This is a genomic window from Cupriavidus sp. C3SS-1 (assembly GCF_057073755.1).
This window is the reverse complement of record NZ_CP172700.1, coordinates 2,318,960-2,336,293: the sequence shown is the minus strand read 5'-3', so window position 1 is coordinate 2,336,293 and position 17,334 is coordinate 2,318,960. Positions and strand designations below refer to the sequence as shown.

General features: G+C 65.1%; 14 protein-coding genes. 12 read left to right on the top strand and 2 right to left on the bottom strand.

The features are described 5' to 3' along the window. Positions 1-24: 24 nt before the first annotated feature. The gene (locus ACIGJC_RS26725; protein WP_483712469.1) at positions 25-2,364 is read right to left on the bottom strand and encodes an ATP-dependent DNA helicase; all 2,340 of its coding nucleotides are present in this window, start codon (positions 2,362-2,364) and stop codon (positions 25-27) included. A 276-nt stretch (positions 2,365-2,640) separates the two neighbouring features. On the opposite strand from ACIGJC_RS26725, the gene ACIGJC_RS26720 reads away from it, so the two are divergent. From ACIGJC_RS26720 to ACIGJC_RS26710, 3 genes are all read left to right on the top strand, one after another. Further along, positions 2,641-3,939 (top strand): MFS transporter, encoded by a 1,299-nt coding sequence (locus tag ACIGJC_RS26720; protein WP_483712468.1) that lies wholly within the window; start codon positions 2,641-2,643, stop codon positions 3,937-3,939. Between the two features lie 123 nt (positions 3,940-4,062). Beyond that, positions 4,063-5,169, top strand: a complete 1,107-nt coding sequence (locus ACIGJC_RS26715; protein WP_483712467.1) for a porin — start codon at positions 4,063-4,065, stop codon at positions 5,167-5,169. 91 nt (positions 5,170-5,260) lie between these two features. Beyond that, positions 5,261-7,066, top strand: coding sequence for a methyl-accepting chemotaxis protein (locus ACIGJC_RS26710; protein ID WP_483714402.1), 1,806 nt, complete (start codon positions 5,261-5,263; stop codon positions 7,064-7,066). A 114-nt stretch (positions 7,067-7,180) separates the two neighbouring features. On the opposite strand, the gene ACIGJC_RS26705 is transcribed toward ACIGJC_RS26710, so the two are convergent. Beyond that, positions 7,181-8,695, bottom strand: a complete 1,515-nt coding sequence (locus ACIGJC_RS26705) for a CoA-acylating methylmalonate-semialdehyde dehydrogenase (RefSeq protein WP_483712466.1) — start codon at positions 8,693-8,695, stop codon at positions 7,181-7,183. Between the two features lie 184 nt (positions 8,696-8,879). Here ACIGJC_RS26705 and ACIGJC_RS26700 point away from each other — a divergent pair, with 184 nt between their 5' ends. From ACIGJC_RS26700 to ACIGJC_RS26660, 9 genes are all read left to right on the top strand, one after another. Next, positions 8,880-9,845, top strand: coding sequence for a LysR family transcriptional regulator (locus ACIGJC_RS26700; protein ID WP_483712465.1), 966 nt, complete (start codon positions 8,880-8,882; stop codon positions 9,843-9,845). A gap of 159 nt (positions 9,846-10,004) precedes the next feature. After that, positions 10,005-11,636 carry a thiamine pyrophosphate-binding protein gene (locus ACIGJC_RS26695; RefSeq protein ID WP_483712464.1) on the top strand — a complete coding sequence of 544 codons (1,632 nt, stop codon included), beginning with the start codon at positions 10,005-10,007 and terminating at the stop codon, positions 11,634-11,636. A 23-nt stretch (positions 11,637-11,659) separates the two neighbouring features. Continuing rightward, on the top strand, positions 11,660-12,391 hold the full coding sequence (locus ACIGJC_RS26690) for a succinate dehydrogenase/fumarate reductase iron-sulfur subunit (protein ID WP_483712463.1): 732 nt from the start codon (positions 11,660-11,662) through the stop codon (positions 12,389-12,391). A 2-nt stretch (positions 12,392-12,393) separates the two neighbouring features. Then, positions 12,394-12,729 (top strand): succinate dehydrogenase, encoded by a 336-nt coding sequence (locus tag ACIGJC_RS26685; protein WP_483712462.1) that lies wholly within the window; start codon positions 12,394-12,396, stop codon positions 12,727-12,729. Further along, a complete protein-coding gene (locus tag ACIGJC_RS26680) occupies positions 12,726-13,073 on the top strand; it encodes a succinate dehydrogenase/fumarate reductase transmembrane subunit (RefSeq protein WP_211947612.1) in 348 nt (115 codons plus the stop codon). Before ACIGJC_RS26685 ends, ACIGJC_RS26680 begins: the two co-directional genes overlap by 4 nt. Beyond that, positions 13,074-14,822, top strand: coding sequence for an L-aspartate oxidase (locus ACIGJC_RS26675; RefSeq protein ID WP_483712460.1), 1,749 nt, complete (start codon positions 13,074-13,076; stop codon positions 14,820-14,822). A 12-nt stretch (positions 14,823-14,834) separates the two neighbouring features. Continuing rightward, positions 14,835-15,770, top strand: a complete 936-nt coding sequence (locus ACIGJC_RS26670) for a fumarate hydratase (RefSeq protein ID WP_483712459.1) — start codon at positions 14,835-14,837, stop codon at positions 15,768-15,770. Further along, positions 15,764-16,447, top strand: a complete 684-nt coding sequence (locus tag ACIGJC_RS26665) for a fumarate hydratase C-terminal domain-containing protein (protein WP_483712458.1) — start codon at positions 15,764-15,766, stop codon at positions 16,445-16,447. Before ACIGJC_RS26670 ends, ACIGJC_RS26665 begins: the two co-directional genes overlap by 7 nt. A 44-nt stretch (positions 16,448-16,491) precedes the next feature. Continuing rightward, entirely contained in the window at positions 16,492-17,325 is an 834-nt protein-coding gene (locus ACIGJC_RS26660; protein WP_483712457.1) for an amidohydrolase family protein, read from the top strand. Positions 17,326-17,334 lie beyond the last annotated feature (9 nt).

Sequence of the window (17,334 nt, the reverse complement as noted above, 5' to 3'; positions counted from 1 at the left end):
CGTCGGATGACCGCTGCGCGGCCGTTATCCGGTTGCCGGGCTTTCCGGAAGCGGTTGCGGCTTGCGTGCCGGCACCTCCCACCATGACGGCAACATGTCCTGCACCTCCGCGCGCGAGTACCGGTCATCGATCAGCCACACCACGCCGCGGTCCTGCCGGGTGCGGATCACGCGGCCGGCCGCCTGGATGACCTTGCGCAGGCCCGGATACAGGTAGGCGTAGTCATAGCCATAGCCTTGGCCGAAGGCGGCTTCCATCCGCTCGCGCAGTTGTTCGTTGACCGGGTTCACCTGCGGCAGGCCCAGCGTGGCCACGAATGCGCCAATCAGCCGGTCGCCGGGAAGATCGACGCCTTCCGAGAAAACGCCGCCCAGCACCGCGAAGCCGATGCCTTGACCGCCCGGGGCGAACGCCTCCAGGAATGCCGCCTGCCCGGCCTCTGTCATGCCACGAGCCTGCGACCAACTCGGGATATCAGGATGATGCTGGGCCAGCATGGCGGCGGCCTGCCGGAGATAGTCATGGCTGCTGAAGAACGCCAGGTAGTTGCCGGGGCGTTTAGCGAACTGGTCTGCCATCAGCGCGACGATGGCCGGGAGCGAGCGCTGCCGGTGGCTATAGCGCGTGGAGATATGGCGCGCGACATGTACGTCGAGCTGTTCCGCCTGGAATGGCGACGGCACCTCTACCCACACCGCACTGCCCGGCACGCCCAGCAGGTTGCGGTAGTAGTCGGCCGGCTGCAGCGTGGCCGAGAACAGCGTGGTCGAATGCGCGCCCGCGAATCGCGGGGCGAGGTAAGGCGCGGGCAACAGGTTGCGCACGCACAGCGCAGCATCCATGCCGCCACGCTGGCGCGGCGTGCGCGTGATATCGAACAGCGAATGCTTGCCGCCGTATTCCGTCATCTGTTCGGACAGGCGCAGGAAATGCATCGCATCGAAATAGAAGCGCTCCAGCGTGGCGTCGTACCGCTGCGGCTGCGCGCTCATGTCGTCGATGATGGCGGTGCATAGCTGGACCAGTGCCTCGATGAACGCGGCGGGCTCTTCATCGCGCGTTTCGTAGGCGGCCTCGCTGGATTTGGCGAGTGCGCTCCATTGCCGGTTGACCCGGTTCATCTCGCGCTTCAGCGTGCCCGGCGCCGACAGCCGCACGCCGCGGAAGACGGCATGGTCGAGCGTGACCGTGTACATGGCGCGGCCGCGTTCGACCAGGTTGTGCGCCTCGTCCACCAGCACGCTGACGCGCCATTCGTTCATCGCGGCCAGCGCATACAGCATCGCGCTGCGATCGAAGTAGTAGTTGTAGTCCGCCACCACCAGATCGCTCCAGCGGATCATCTCCTGCGCGAGGTAATACGGGCAGACCTCGTGCGCGCGGGCGATGTCCCGCACGCTTTGGCCGTCGAGCAGCGCTGCATGGCTGGCCGTGTCGCGCGCGGCGGGCAGGCGATCGTAGAAGCCCTTCGCCAGCGGGCAAGAATCTCCATGGCAGGCCAGGTCGGGATGCTCGCACGCCTTGTCGCGCGCCATCAGTTCGAGCACACGCAGCGGCGCATCGCCGGGCTGGCGGCGCAATTGCGCGGTGGCCTGCAGCGCCACCGCGCGGCCGGTGGAACGCGCGGACAGGAAGAAGATCTTGTCGAGGCGCTGCGTGGGCATGGCCTTCAGCGCCGGAAACACGGTGCCAATCGACTTTCCGATGCCGGTCGGTGCCTGTGCCAGCAGCGTGCGCGCGCTGGCGTTGGCCTTGTAGACCGATTCGGCCAGCAGGCGCTGCCCGTCGCGGAATGTGCCATGGGGAAAGGTCAGTGCTTGCAGCCCGGCATCGCGATCGCTGCGATGCGCGATTTCCCGTTCGGCCCATTGCATGAAGCGGCGGCAGCTGTCCTCGAAAAACGCGCGCAGCATCGCGGCGTCGCAGCGCTCCCTCAGCACGCGCTCGCGCTGGCTCAGGATGTCGAAATACACCAGCGCCACGTCGATCTGCGCAAGGTTGCGCGCCTCGCACAGCAGCCAGCCGTAGATCTTCGCCTGCGCCCAGTGCAAGGCCTGGTGGTTCTGCGGAATCTCGATCTTGTCGCCGCGCACGGTCTTGATTTCCTCGACGCGGTTGGCCACGGGATCGTAGCCATCGGCGCGCCCGCGCACGCGCAGGCCTTCGAACTGGCCCGACAGCGTGACTTCGGACTCATAGCCGGACCCGCGCCGGCTGGTAACGACGCCATGACCCGCGACGCCTTCCTGCCCGGTAGGCGAAGGCGTAAAGCGCAGGTCGAGGTCGCCCGCCTTGGCCGTGAATTCGCACAGCGTGCGTACGGCGACGGTATAGCGGGGCGGATCGGTTGGTGTGGCGGACAAGGCGCGGGACGGCGAGGATTGCGGGGCTGTATGAATATACAGTGATCCAGCGCCTTCGGAAATATGCAATCCGCGTGTTCCCGACTAGCGGCGCGGAAGCCTCCGCCGGCCGCTGGGAAACCACAATATAGTGATTTACCCTATGAACACTACATACAAATCATGTACTTACGTTCATTGTAATTACAGATTACGTATCTTATACTCCGCCCGGTTGCGCGACACCTTAATCAAAACGCCTCAATCGAAGGACACAAGGACAAGGAGACAACCGTCATGCAATCCACGAGCCCCGCCACGACGATGGCGATTCCGCGCAGCAGCGTGCGCTGGAAAATCTTCCTGATGATGCTGCTGCTGGTGGCCATCAACTACATCGACCGCGCCTCGCTGTCGGTGGCCATGCCGCTGATCGCGAAGGAGTTCGACCTGAGTCCGGCCATGCAGGGGCTGATCCTCAGTTCCTTCTTCTGGACCTACGCCTTCATGCAGGTGCCGGGCGGCATGCTGGCCGACAAGTACAAGCCGCGCATCGTGATCGCCTGCGCCACCGTGTTCTGGGGCTTCTTCCAGGCCATCGCGGCGGCCTGCACCAATGCCACCTCGCTGATGCTGACCCGGCTCGGGCTGGGCGCCGCCGAAGCGCCGATCTACCCGGCCGGCGGCAAGCTCAATGCCATCTGGATGACGAAGAACGAACGCGGCCGCGGCGCCACGCTGCTGGACGGCGGCGCACCGCTGGGCGCGGCGCTCGGCTCGCTCATCATCGCCGGGCTGATCAGCGAACTGGGATCGTGGCGCCTGTCGTTCGTCGTAGCGGGCGTGGGCACGGTACTGGCCGGCTTCGTGGCGTGGTGGTACATCCGCAATTCGCCGCGCGAACACAGCGGCGTCAATGAACAGGAAGCCCGTCATATCGAGGATGCGCTTGCACTGGAGCACAGCGAGGAGCCGGCCAACCTGAGCGGCCGTTCGCTCGACTTCTTCAAGTACCGCTCGGTGTGGTGCATGGCGGTCAGCTGGATGTGCTTCAACGCCGTGTTCTACGGCCTGCTGACCTGGATGCCGACCTACCTGAGCAAGGCACGCGGCTTCGACCTGAAGACCATGGGCGGCGCGAGCTTCATCATCTTCTTCGCTGGCTTCATCGGCGAACTGATCGGCGGCTGGATCGCCGACAAGTGGAAGGAAGCCGGCGGCCGTCCCAACGTCGTGATGCGCACGCTGTTCGGCATCGCCGCCGTAGTGGCCACGGTGTCGATCTTCTCGGTGGCCTATGTCACCGACCCGGTGCTGGTGGTCGTGCTGCTGTCCTCGACCCTGTTCTTCCTGCGCTGGTGCGGCCTGTTCTGGTCGGTGCCGTCGATGCTGGGCACGCGCAACAAGGTGGGTTTCCTCGGCGGCGTGATGAACCTGGGCGGCAATATCGCCGGCATCAGCGTGCCGATCATCGTCGGCCTGATCGTGCAGGCCACGGGCTCGTACTTCCTGGCGCTGATGTTCTTTGCCGCCTGCGGTGTCGGCCTGCTGCTTGCATCCACCAGCATCGACTACGAGAAAAAGATTCCGGTCTGACGGCAACACGGCAGGACAGCAGGAACCGGAACACTGCAATTCCCGCATGAACAACAAGGAAGCGCCGCCCGTCGCGGACGGCGCTTGTCAGCGCATTGGCAGGAATCCCCAAACAAGGAAAACATGAAGCTCAAACTAATCGCCATTTCGGCTGGTCTGCTCGCATCGGCTGGCGCTTATGCCCAATCCAGCGTGACGCTTTATGGCGTGGTTGATGTCGGTATCGAATACCTGAACAGCGTCCCGAATGCGGCCAAGAACAGTTCCAGCCTGGTGGCCATGCAATCGGGCAACCAGTCGGGTTCGCGCTGGGGCCTGCGCGGCGTAGAGGATCTGGGCGGCGGGCTGAAGGGCATCTATACGCTGGAGAGCGGTTTCAATATGGATGACGGCAAGATGGCCCAGGGCGGCCGGCTGTTTGGCCGCGCCGCATATGTCGGCTTGCAAAGCCGCTGGGGCCAACTGACCCTGGGACGCCACACGTCGCCGTTCTGGGACTTCTCTGGCGCATTCGATCCGATGGGCAACGCAGGCCGCTTCGCCATCGGCGCACAAGACCCGTTCATGCTTGGCCAGCGCGCGGACAACTCGGCCAAGTATGTCGGCACCTTTGGTGGCCTGACGGTGACCGGCCTGTACAGCTTCAACTACAACAACGCGGAAGTTCCGGGCAACTTCACCAACGGCCGGGAGTATTCGGTGTTGGCAACTTACGCCACCGGCCCGTTCTCGGTCGGTGTCGTGTACGACCAGACCAACCAGTCGTCCGCCGCCGCGCTGTCAAGCAACCAGCTGATCCGTCGCGCGGCGATTGCGGGCAACTATGCATTTGGCCCGGCCAAGCTCTATGCCGGCTACCGTTATGCGCGCTCGTTCAACGGCGCTTCGCTGCCGGGGACTGCCGGTGCGGCGAATACCTATGCCAACCTTGCGTGGGCTGGCCTGGGGTATCAGCTGACGCCGACCTTCTCGCTGACCGGCGCGGCGTACTATCAGAACCTCGCCAACGCGCACGTCGGCAACCCGTGGCAATTCGTTGCGACGGCCGACTATCTCCTGTCGAAGCGCACCGACGTGTACGCAACCATGGCTTACGCGGTGAACAGCAATCCGCGTTCGGGGCTGGGCGTGAACGGGTTCAACGATGTGCTGGGTGCATCGTCGAATGAGCAGGTGATGCCAGGCAAGAATCAGTTCGGCGCCGTAGTTGGCGTTCGCCACAAGTTCTGAGCGATCGGCAGATTGCGCAATGAGCCCGGTTCTTCCGGGCTTTTTTGCGCCAACGCCGATCCGCGTGACCCTTAGCGCTCCTTACCTTCGTATGCTCTCATCCATTCGCTCAAAGATTCAGGCCATCTCCACTGGCATCGTCGTGACGGCCCTGGCACTGACGGCTGGCGTGACGTATGTCATCGTCCGCAACAGCAATCTCGAAACGATTCAGCAGAATCTCGACGCCATCGCGACCGGCCATAGCCTGGCGCTCGATGAGTGGGTGGCGGCCAAGGCCACGATGGTGAGCGCCGCCGCCGAACAGATTGCCCCGGGCGATCCGCAAGGCATCGTCCGCCAGTTGCAGAAGGCCGGCGCATTCCCGATTACCACGGCGGGCTGGAAGGACAAGTCCTTCGTAGCCAGCAAGGATCGCATGCCGGAAGGCTTCGATCCGACCGCGCGTCCCTGGTACCAGCAAACCGTGGCGGCGGGGAAGCCGATCGTCTCCACGCCCTATGCCGATGCCGCGAGCGGCAAGCCCTTCGTCTCCTTTGCGGCGCCGATCGTGCGCAATGGCGCATTGGACGGCGTGGTGTCGGCGGTCGTGTCGCTGGATGGCGTTCGCGCCGTCGTTGCCGCGGTGCATCCGACTCCGGCGAGCCTGGGCTTTGTGGTGGACAAGGACGGAACCATCCTGGCGCACCCGCAGGACAAGTACATCCGCAAGCCGGCGCTTGAGTTGGCGCCGGCGCTGACGCCGCAGACGATGGCGTCGCTGGCGACGGAGACCACGCCGCTAGAGGTCGAACTTGATGGCACGGCCAAGCTGCTGCGCGCCAAGCCGATTCATGGCACCAACTGGCAACTGGTGGTGGCGCTGGACAAGGCCGAGGCCACGGCAGCCCTGGACAGCGTGGTCAAGGCCTCGGCCATCGCCATCGTGTTGTTGGCGGCCGTCGCAGCGGTGCTGAGCGGGGTGCTTACCGCGCGGGCATTCAGCCGGCTATCGGGCGTTCGGGATGCGATGAACGAGATCGGATCCGGTGATGGCGATTTGACGCACCGGCTCCCTGCTGCGGGCCGTGACGAGGTGACGCAGATTGCGGTCTCTTTCAATACCTTTGTCGAGAAACTCGGAGGCGTGTTGTTGCGGATTCGCCATGGCAGCGAGTCCGTGAAGATTGCGACCCGGGAGATCGAAGCCGGCAATCAGGACCTGTCGCGCCGGACCGAAATGGCGGCCAGCAATCTGGAGGAGACCGTCGCTTCGCTGTCCGAGCTGACGGGTTCCGTGAGGCGATCCGCCGAGGCGACGGTGCAGGCCACGCGTCTCGCCTCATCCGCGAGCGAGGCCGCTGCGCGGGGCGGTACGGTGGTGTCCGATGTGGTGGCGACCATGGCGGACATCGCGCAGTCTTCCGCGAAGATCGTGGAGATTATTGGCGTCATTGATGGCATCGCTTTCCAAACCAATATCCTGGCGCTGAATGCGTCGGTGGAAGCGGCGCGCGCTGGCGAGCATGGGAAGGGCTTTGCGGTCGTGGCGAATGAAGTGCGTGGGCTTTCTCATCGCTGCGCGACGGCTGCGAAAGAGATCAAGGCATTGATCGAGGCTTCCGATCTCAGCGTTCAGTCGGGCGCGCAACGCGTGCAGGCGGCGGGGGAGGCGATGAAGGAAATAGACGATGGCATTCGTCGTGTTACTTCGCTGATTGGGGAAATCAGCGCGTCAATGGGGGAACAGGCCACGGGGATCAGCCAGATCAACCAGGCTGTGGAGGAGATGGAGCAGGCAACGCAGCAGAACGCGGCGTTGGTGGAGCAGGCGACTGCGGCGTCATCGCTGTTGAATGAGCAGGCTCATACGTTGGCGGAGGCGGTGGGGGAGTTCAGGCTTGGGGATACCCGGTGATGACCGGTTCGTCGCCCTTGGCATGCGCCGCTGTTGCCGGCGTAGCCGGCGACACAGCAGCGCATGCCAAGAGCGAGAACCCCGTCATTGCCAGCGAGGGCTCGCAAAGATCCCTTACTTCGCCGTAGGCATCGCAAACTCCGCCCCCCGCGTCGAATCGTCCGGCCACCGCTGCATGACACTCTTCTGCCGCGTATAAAACCGCACGCCTTCCTCCCCATACGCGTGCATATCGCCGAACAGCGAGCGCTTCCAGCCGCCAAAGCCGTGCCAGGCCATCGGCACCGGGATCGGCACGTTGATGCCGACCATGCCAACCTCGATCCGGCGCGCGAACTCGCGCGCAACCTGGCCATCCCGCGTGTAGCAGGCCACGCCGTTGCCAAACTCATGGTCATTGACCAGCTTCACAGCCTGCGCGAAATCGTCCACCCGCACGCATGACAGCACGGGCCCGAAGATCTCCTCCTTGTAGATGCGCATGTCAGGCGTGACGTTGTCGAACAGCGTGCCACCGGTAAAGAAGCCTTGCTCGTGCCCCGGCACCTTGTAGTTGCGGCCATCGACCACCAGCTTCGCGCCTTCTTCCACGCCAAGAGCGATGTAGCTTTCGATGCGTTCGAGCGCCTGCCCAGTGACCACCGGTCCCATCTCGGCCGCCGCATCCATGCCGTTGCGGATCACCAGCTCCCGCGCACGGGCTTCCAGCTTCGGCAGGATCTTGTCGGCCACGTCGCCTACCAGCACCGCGACCGAGATCGCCATGCAACGCTCGCCGGCAGAGCCGTAGGCCGCACCGATAAGACCATCCACGGCCTGATCGATATCGGCGTCCGGCATGACTACCATGTGGTTCTTGGCGCCGCCCAGCGCCTGCACGCGCTTGCCGAGCCGCGCGCCGGTCTCGTAGATGTAGTTCGCGATCGGCGTGGAGCCGACGAAGCTCACCGCCTTCACGTCGGCGTGGTGGAGCAACGCGTCGACCACCGTCTTGTCGCCCTGCACGACGTTGAACACGCCATCGGGCAGGCCCGCCTGCTTGAGCAGCGCGGCCATGAACAGCGATGCCGAAGGATCGCGCTCGCTCGGCTTCAGGATGAAGCAGTTGCCGGCCGCGATCGCCACCGGGAACATCCAGCACGGCACCATGCAAGGGAAGTTGAACGGCGTGATGCCGGCCACCACGCCCAACGGCTGGCGCAGCGTCCAGTTGTCCATGCCGGTCGAGACCTGGTCCGTGAAATCGCCCTTGAGCAGCTGCGGAATCCCGCAGGCGAATTCGATGATGTCGATGCCGCGGCTGACTTCGCCGGCGGCGTCGCTCAGTACCTTGCCGTGCTCGGCCGTGATGATGGCGGCCAGCTCGTCCTTGTGCTGGTTCATCAGCTCCAGGAACTTCAGCATGACGCGAGCGCGCCGGATCGGCGGCGTGTCGGCCCACTTGGGGAAGGCCGCCAGGCCGCTCGCCACCGCGGCATCGACGTCCTCGGCCGTGCCGAGCCGGACTTGCCGCGCCACCGCGCCAGTCGCCGGATTGAACACGGCCTGCGAGCGCGTGCCCGAACCCGCGAAGCGTTCGCCCGAAACAAAGTGGATCACGTCTGCGGAGTCGTTGTAAGGCGCGGTCATGGGAATCTCCTGTGCGGTCTGGCGAGCCTGCAAGGCCGCCCTGTCTGGGAATGAGGCGAGTGTAGGAAGGCGCGCGAGTCGCGGCTAGCACCCGCGGGCGAATTCACTGTTCAGGATTTTTAGATAGTGGCATGCTATAGACACGAACTATAGGCATCTGAAGTGATGCGAAAGGAGTCTCGGGATGACAAAAGCCAACGTAGAGGAACTCTGGGAGCACCTGCACTGGCTGGTCGTACTTCAGCAGCAGGGCAGCTTCAGCAAGGCCGCCGCGCGGCTGGGCGTCAGCAAGGCGTCGATGAGCCAGCACATCGCTGACCTCGAAAAGGCTGCCGGCATCATGCTCGTGCAGCGCACGACGCGCAGCGCCACGCTGACGGATGCCGGCCGGCAACTGGTCGATTCCATGCGCGGCGCCTTCGAGCAGATCGCCACGGGCTACGCCAATGTCCGTGACCTGGCCGGCGCCCCGCGCGGCTTCTTACGCGTCACCGCGCCGGTGGCGTTTTCCAGGCAGCAACTGGTGCCGCTGCTGCCCGGATTCCTGCGCCGATATCCGCAGATCCAGGTCGAGCTGGACATGTCCGACCGCCTGCGCCCGCTCGCGCAGGAAGGCTTCGACATTGCCGTGCGGCATACCTCCGCGCCCCCCGAAACCCATGTCGCCTGGACGCTGGCCGCCACGCGCACGGTGCTGGTGGCCAGCCGTTCGTACCTCAGGACCCGAAGCGCGCCCGAATCGCCGCAGGCACTGGCCGAGCACGCCTGCCTGCACTACCCCCGCCGGCAAGGCACCTCCACATGGACCTTCGTGCCGGAATCGCCGGACGCGGGCGCGGGGCATGCCGATCCGGTCACGGTCCCCGTCGCCGGACAGCTGGCGGTCAATAACAGCGAAGCGTTGCGGGATGCCGCCATTGAAGGCCTGGGCATCGCGCTGCTGCCGGACTTCAGCGCGCAGTCAGCGCTGGAAAGCGGAAGGCTGGTCGAACTGCTGCCACAGTGGCGCGCGACCGGTGCATTCGGCGACTGGCTCTATGCCATCCGGCCGTACTCGGCGCACGCGTCCCGCGTCTCGCAGGTGTTGGTCGAGTACCTGAGGGAGTCGTTTTCTCAAGGCTTTGCGTTCCGCCCGCCGGCACAGGTCTGAGATCAATCGCAATGAGATATCCAAAGGTCACATTGCGGCCTTAACTTCAAAAAATATCAACTTATATCCAATTGATTCAGAAATTTCGATTACTTAAACTTTATTCAACCCAACCACAAAAGACCACGGCCGAAACAGAACGGTCGGGTACGGAGACAAATGCTCGGTTCGGAACTCTTCATTCGGGCGCTCGCACGCCGCGGTGTCAGCACCCTGTTCAGTCTGTCCGGCAACCAGATCATGCCGCTCTACGACGCGTGCATCGATGCCGGCATTCGCATCGTCCACGTCCGTCATGAAGCCGCGGCCGTTTTCATGGCCGATGCGTGGTCGCAAGTCACGGGCGAACTCGGCGTGGCGCTGCTGACCGCCGCGCCGGGTATCGCCAACGGCATTGCGCCACTGTTCTCCGCGTCGCAGGCCGAAAGCGCCGTGCTGGTGCTGTCCGGCGACTCGTCCGTGGCCGAAGACGGCATGGGTGCATTCCAGGAACTGGACCAGGCGGCCATGACCGCGCCACTGACCAAATGGTCAAAGCGCGTGACCGATGCCCGCTCGCTCGTATCCACGCTGGACACCGCCGTGTCGACCGCAATGGCTGATCGTCGCGGACCGGTTCACCTGGCACTCCCGTTTGACCTGATGACGCGCGAATCCGGCCTCGATGCCCTGCCACCGCAGATGCCCGATGCAAAACCGGCGGAGCCGGCCGAGAGCACCATCGAGACCATCGCGCAGTTGCTGGGCCAGGCACGCCGGCCGCTGATTCTTGCGGGACCCACGCTGTGCCGGGACCGCAATCGCCGGGCGCTGCCCGCACATAGCCATGCCTTGGACGCGCCGATCGTGCCGATGGAAAGCCCCCGCGGATTGCGTGACCCGTCACTGGGCGCGATCGCCGAGGTCGTCGCGGACTCCGACCTGATCGTCCTGCTCGGCAAGCGCCTCGACTTCACGGTCGGATTTGGCCGCGAGAACATCTTTGGCAAGACGGCGCGGGTCGTGGCGATCGACCCCGACGTGGACATGCTGCGCCGCGCCGAAAGGCTGCTCGGCGACCGCCTTGCCGCGCGCTGCGTGGCGGATGTGTCCATCGCGCTTGAGCGGCTGGAGCAAGCATCGCGACCGCCCGGGCATGATCGCCTTGCGTGGATGGAGCGTGTTGACGCCGCGCGGCGCGAACGCGGGCAGGCGCCGGCCGGATCAAAACCGGCCATCCATCCGCGCGCCTTGTGCGAAACCGTCAATCAATTCCTCGGCGGTGTACCCGAACCCATCCTCGTCTGCGATGGCGGCGAGTTCGGCCAGTGGGCGCAGGCGTTCTGCACCGCGCCGACGCGGATCATCAACGGCGTGTCCGGCGCGATCGGCGGCGGCATCTGCTATGCCATCGCCGCGAAGATCGCCCGGCCCGAGGCCACGGTCGTCCTGCTGATGGGCGATGGCACCGCGGGCTTTCATCTTTCCGAATTCGATACCGCGGTACGCGAACAGGCCGGCGTCATTGGCGTGATCGGCAACGACCTGCGCTGGAACGCGGAACACGTCATCCAGCAACGCACCTACGGCGAAGACCGACTGATCGGCTGCGAGCTGAGCGCCGCGGCACGCTATGACGCGGCGGTGGCCGGGCTGGGCGGGTTCGGGGCGTTCGTCGAACGCATCGATGCGCTGGCGCCTGCATTGCAGGCAGCGCTCGACAGCGGCAAGCCCGCCTGCATCAACGTCCGCATGGAAGGCGTGCCGGCGCCGGTATTCGCGCGCAACCAGGCCGGCGCATCGGCGCATTGAACGACACGAAGGGGGAGACAGTGATGGAGGCGACCAAGGCCGCGCAGCGCATGCTCACGGTACGCATTGCACGCGGCACCGAAGCGGGAAGCTTCACCACCTACGAGGTGCCATGGCGTGAAAACCAGACCGTGCTGGATGTGGTCACCGAGGTGCAGCGCCGCCTCGACCCGACGCTGTCCTACCGCTTCGCGTGCCGCGTGGGCGTGTGTGGCTCCTGTGCGATGACCGTCAACGGCCGTCCGCGCTGGACCTGCCGCACGCACGTGAGCCGCGTGGAAGAGGACGGCGTGATCGTGATCGAGCCGCTGCGCAATATGCCGCGCATCAAGGATCTCGTGGTCGATATGTCGGAGTTCTTCGACAAGTGGAAGAAGGCCGGCAATACCTTCGTCGGCACGGCCACGCGCGACGATCCGCCGGCCGCAGTATCGCCGGCCAGCCGCAAGCGCAAGATGGCCGACGCCGCGATCGAATGCATCAACTGCGGGGTTTGCTATGCGGCCTGCGACGTGGTGTCGTGGGACAAGGAATACCTCGGCCCGGCCGCGCTGAATCGCGCCTGGACGCTGTTCAACGACGAGCGCCATGCCGACCCCAAGGACGTGCTGCGCAAGGCCACCTCCGGCAGCGGCTGCAATGCCTGTCACACGCAAGGCAACTGCATGACGCACTGCCCGGTCAGCCTGAGCCCGACGGGCAGCATCGCGGGCCTGAAGAAGAACGCGCTGCTGCAGTTCCTGAAGGGAGGCTGATCATGGAGCAGCGTCTCTTTGCCCTGCAGCGTCTGACGGCCATGATCATGGCGCCGTTCGTGCTGGTGCACCTGGGTGTCATCCTCTATGCGGTGCGCGGCGGCCTCACGGCGGCCGAGATCCTCTCGCGCACGCAGGGCAGCTGGATCTGGATTCCGTTCTACTCGCTGTTCGTGCTCAGCGTGGCGGTCCATGTGCCGATCGGCCTGCGCAACATCCTGATCGAATGGGCGCGGCTGAGCCGCAGCGGCGCATCGGTGGCGAGCCTGCTGTTCGGCCTGCTGCTGCTTGCCATGGGACTGCGCGCGGTGGCGGCAGTAGGAGGGTTCGGGTCATGAAGTCGCCACGCAATCATCGCGCTTACTGGGCTTTCCTGGGCCATCGGCTTTCCGGGCTGGCGCTCGGCATCTTTCTTCCTGCGCATTTCTATGTGCTCGGCCTTGCGCTGGACCAGCGTGCCCGCATGGACGCGTTCCTGAAGTTCGCCGACATGGGTGCGGTGAAGTTCGGCGAATGGGGGCTGGTGCTGCTGCTGTCCATTCATATGTGCTTCGGCCTGCGGCTGCTGGCGCTGGAACTGTTGCCGTGGAGTTCCACGCGCGACGCACGGCTGTCGTGGATCGGCTGGGGCGGCGCGCTGTCGCTGCTGGTCGGCGTGGTCTTTGCCCTGGGGGTAATCTGAATGCAAATCGAGAACCACAAGACAGACATCCTGATCCTCGGGACCGGCGGCGCGGGTCTGTTCGCGGCGCTGCATGCCAAAAAGGCCAACCCTGCGCTGAAAGTGTCGGTGGCGGTCAAGGGCCTGCTCGGCAAATGCGGCTGTACGCGCATGGTGCAGGGCGGCTACAACGTGGCGCTGTCCTCCGGCGATTCGGTCGAACGCCATTTCATGGACACGATCGAGGGCGGCAAGTGGCTGCCGCGGCAGGACCTGGCCTGGCGTCTGGTCGAAGGCGCGGTCGAGCGCGTGCGCGAACTTGAAAACGAGATCGGCTGCTTCTTCGACCGCAACCCCGACGGCACGCTGCACCAGAAGGCCTTCGCGGGGCAGAGCTTCGACCGGACTGTGCACAAGGCCGACCTGACCGGCATCGAGATTATCAACCGGCTGATGGAGCAGGTGCGCGCGCTCGATGTGGAAGAGCTGGAGGAACACCGCGCGATCGAGCTGATTCCCGCCGCGGACGGCTCCGGCATCGCAGGCGTGCTGTTCATCGACATGCGTCGCGGCACCTATCGCTTCGTGCAGGCCAAGGCCGTGCTGCTGGCCACCGGCGCGGGTCCGACCATGTATCGCTATCACACGCCGTCGGGCGACAAGACCTGCGATGGCCTGGCCATGGCGATGCGCTACGGCCTTAGCCTGCGCGACATGGAAATGGTGCAGTTCCATCCGACCGGCCTGCTCGGCGGCCCCGATACGCGCATGACGGGGACGGTGCTCGAAGAAGGCCTGCGCGGGGCGGGCGGCTGGCTGCTCAACGGCGACGGCGACCGCTTCATGACCAACTACGACGCACGCGGCGAACGCGCGACGCGCGACGTGGTTAGCCGCGGTATCTATGCCGAAATGCGCGCCGGCCGGACGGGACCGATGGGCGGCGTCTACATACAGATGAGCCATCTCGGGCCGGAGAAGGTGGCCAAGACCTTCCCGGGCATGGTCAACCGCTGCAGCGACTGCGGCTTTGATCTTGCGGGCGGCAGGGTCGAGGTGGTGCCGACAGCGCACTACCTGATGGGCGGTGTCGAGTTCAATGTGGATTGCAGCACCGCGTCGCCGGGACTGTTCGCCGCTGGCGAGGACTGCGGCGGCGTCCACGGCGCAAACCGCCTCGGCGGCAACGGCGTGGCGAACTCGACGGTCTTCGGCGGCATCGCAGGCGACGCCATGGCGGCTTATGTCCCGGGCGTGAAGCAATGGAAGGAGCCGGACCGCCGCGTGATCGCCGATGGCATCGCGCGCGCCGAGTATCCGTTCTCGAAGCCGGCGGGCGCAATCCACGAACTGCGCGACGCGCTCGCGCAGACGATGTGGGACGACGTCGGCGTGCTGCGCCACGAGGCGGCGATGCAGCGCGGACTGGAATCGGTCGCGTCGCACCAGCGTGCGTTGATGGCCATCGGCGTGCCCGACGGCGACCGGCGCTACAACGTGACCTGGCATGACTGGCTGAACCTGCAAAGCCTGGTCGACATGTCGCGCGTCATTACGGTCTCCGCGCTGGCACGCGAGAACAGCCGCGGCGCGCATTTCCGCGAAGACTTCCCCGAGGCGGGCGACCTGCACGGCAGCCGCTACACCCGCGTGAGCGCCGATGGTGACGATCTCCGCCTCGAGATGGTCCCCGTCAAGTTCGATATTGTCCGGCCCGGCACGTCGCTGATTACTGGCGAGGCAGGCCAACCCCCGAAAGTTGCAGCATAAAGGACCGCTACGATGACCATTTCCATCGATCGGGTCGAGGAAGCCGCGTTCGAGATCATGAAGCGCGCCGCGATCGAGATCCCCAAGGACTACAAGCAAGGCATCCAGGCCTTGCAGAAGACCGAGACCGGCAAGCTGCCGCGCTTCGTCATCCACGCGATGCAGGACAACTGGGAAGCCGCCGACGAGGACCGCCGCCCGATGTGCGCGGACACCGGGCTGCCGCGCTACTACGTGAAGGTCGGCAATGAAGCGGCGGTCCAGCGCGGCTTTGTCGCGGTCGAGCGGGCACTGCGCAAGGCGACCGCCGACGCCACGCTGGCCGTGCCGCTGCGCCCGAACCGCGTGCATCCGCTCTGGCGCACCGACAACAACAACAACGTCGGCATCAACGCGCCGGAGATCGAATGGTCGTTCGAGCCGGATGCCGACTGGGTCGAGATCACCACGGTGCACAAGGGCGGCCTGTTTGGCACCGACTACCGCATGCTGTTCCCCGGTGACGGCATCGACGGCATCAAGCGCTTCGTGCTCGATACGCTGATCGCGTTCGGCAAGCGCGGCCTGGCGTGCCAGCCCGCCATCGTTGGCATCGGGCTGGGCGGCTCGAAGGATACGTGCATGCAGCTCGGCAAGCAGGCGGCTTGCCTGCGCGTGGTCGGCGACCGCAACCCCGATTCGAAGATCGCGGAGCTGGAACTGGAACTGATGAAGCTCGGCAACTCGATCGGCATGGGGGCCATGGGGTTTGTCGGTTCTTCGATGGTGGTCGATTGCCACATCGAGGTTGGCCACACACACACGGGTGGCATGCCGATCAGTCTGCATACGTTCTGCCTCTCGTCGCGCCGCGCCACGGCACGCATCCACGCGGGCGGCGAAATCGAGTACCGCACCGACCCGCAGTGGTTCACCCCATACCTGCGCAGGGAGACAGTCGAATGGTAAGCCCGCAAGACGATGACCTGAAGGTCTTCCATATCAACCTGCCTGCCACTACGGAAGACATCGCCAGCCTGGAACTGGGCGCGGCGGTCTACCTGAATGGCGTGATCTACACCGCGCGAGAGGGCGTCTACAAGAAGGTGCTCGACGAGGGGCTTGAGCCACCGGTCGAGCTGCGCGGGCTCAGCAACGTCAACTTCCACTGCTCGCCCGCTGCCGCGCCCGATGGCCATGGCGGCTACAACGTCGGCGCGGTAACCGCCACCGCGAGCTTCCGCTTCTCGAAGTGGATTCCGAAATGGATGAAGCAGACTGACTGCCGCATCTTCATCGGCAAGGGCGGCATGCCCGCCGACGACTACAAGCGCGTGCTCGCTCCCGGCGGCGCGGTCTACCTGACCACGGTCGGATACGGCACGGGCGCGCTGCTGGGCCGCGGCATCAAGCGCGTGCGCGATGTGTTCTGGCTGGACGAGCTTGGCATTGCGCAGGCCATGTGGATGTTCGAGGTCGAGAACTTCGGCCCGTTTATCGTCGAGAGCGATCTTGACGGCAACTCGCTCTTTGCGCAGCACGCCGAGATCATCAACGCCGGCATCGAAAAGCTCTACGCGGGACTCAAGCCGCCCGCGCTGCATCGCTACGGCGAGACCGACGACCGCAAGAACGAAGTGATGTAGCCCCGCACTCTCAACACACTGCAGCAAACCGGCAAGGAACGGACATGATCATCGATTTCCGACTGCGGCCGCCACTCGGCGGCTTCCTGAACACCCTGATGTATTCGGCCGGCGAGCGCCGCGACGGCTTCACGCGCACGGTCGGCTTCGAGCCGTCGCCGGCTGCGCAGCAGCAGTCGATGGGTCTGCTGATGCAGGAGATGGATGCGGCCGGCGTCGATCGGGGTGTCGTGGTGGGGCGCCTTGCCGGCACGCTGGGCAGCGTATCGAACGACGACGTGGCGCGCATCGTGCGCGATTACCCCGGGCGGTTCATCGGCGCGGCGTCCATCGATCCGACCGATCGCGTGGTTGCATGCAAGACCATTTCGAATGCCGTCGCCGGCGGCTTCAAGGCCATCAACATCGAACCGGGCTCGTACCCGATACCGATGTACGCCGACGACCGCCGCCTGTACCCGATCTACGCGCATTGCGAAGACCTGGACGTGCCGGTGATCCTGATGGTGGGCGGCACAGCGGGCCCGGACCTGAGCTACTCGGACCCGATACGCACGGACCGCGTGCTTACCGATTTCCCGAGGCTCAAGGTCGTGGTGGTGCACGGCGGCTGGCCGTGGGTCACGGAGATTCTCCACATCGCCTTTCGCCGGCCGAACCTGTACCTGTCGCCGGATATGTATTTTTCCAGGATGCCAGGCTGGGAGGAGTATGTGAAGGCGGCCGATACCTTCCTGGCGGACCGGATGCTGTACGCCAGCTCGTTCCCGTTCTGCCCGGTGCGCGACTACAAGCAGTGGTTCGAAACCTTGCCGATCCGTGCGGAGAACATGGAGAAGGTCATGGGCGGCAATGCGCGCCGCCTGCTGGGGCTTTAGGGCACGTGG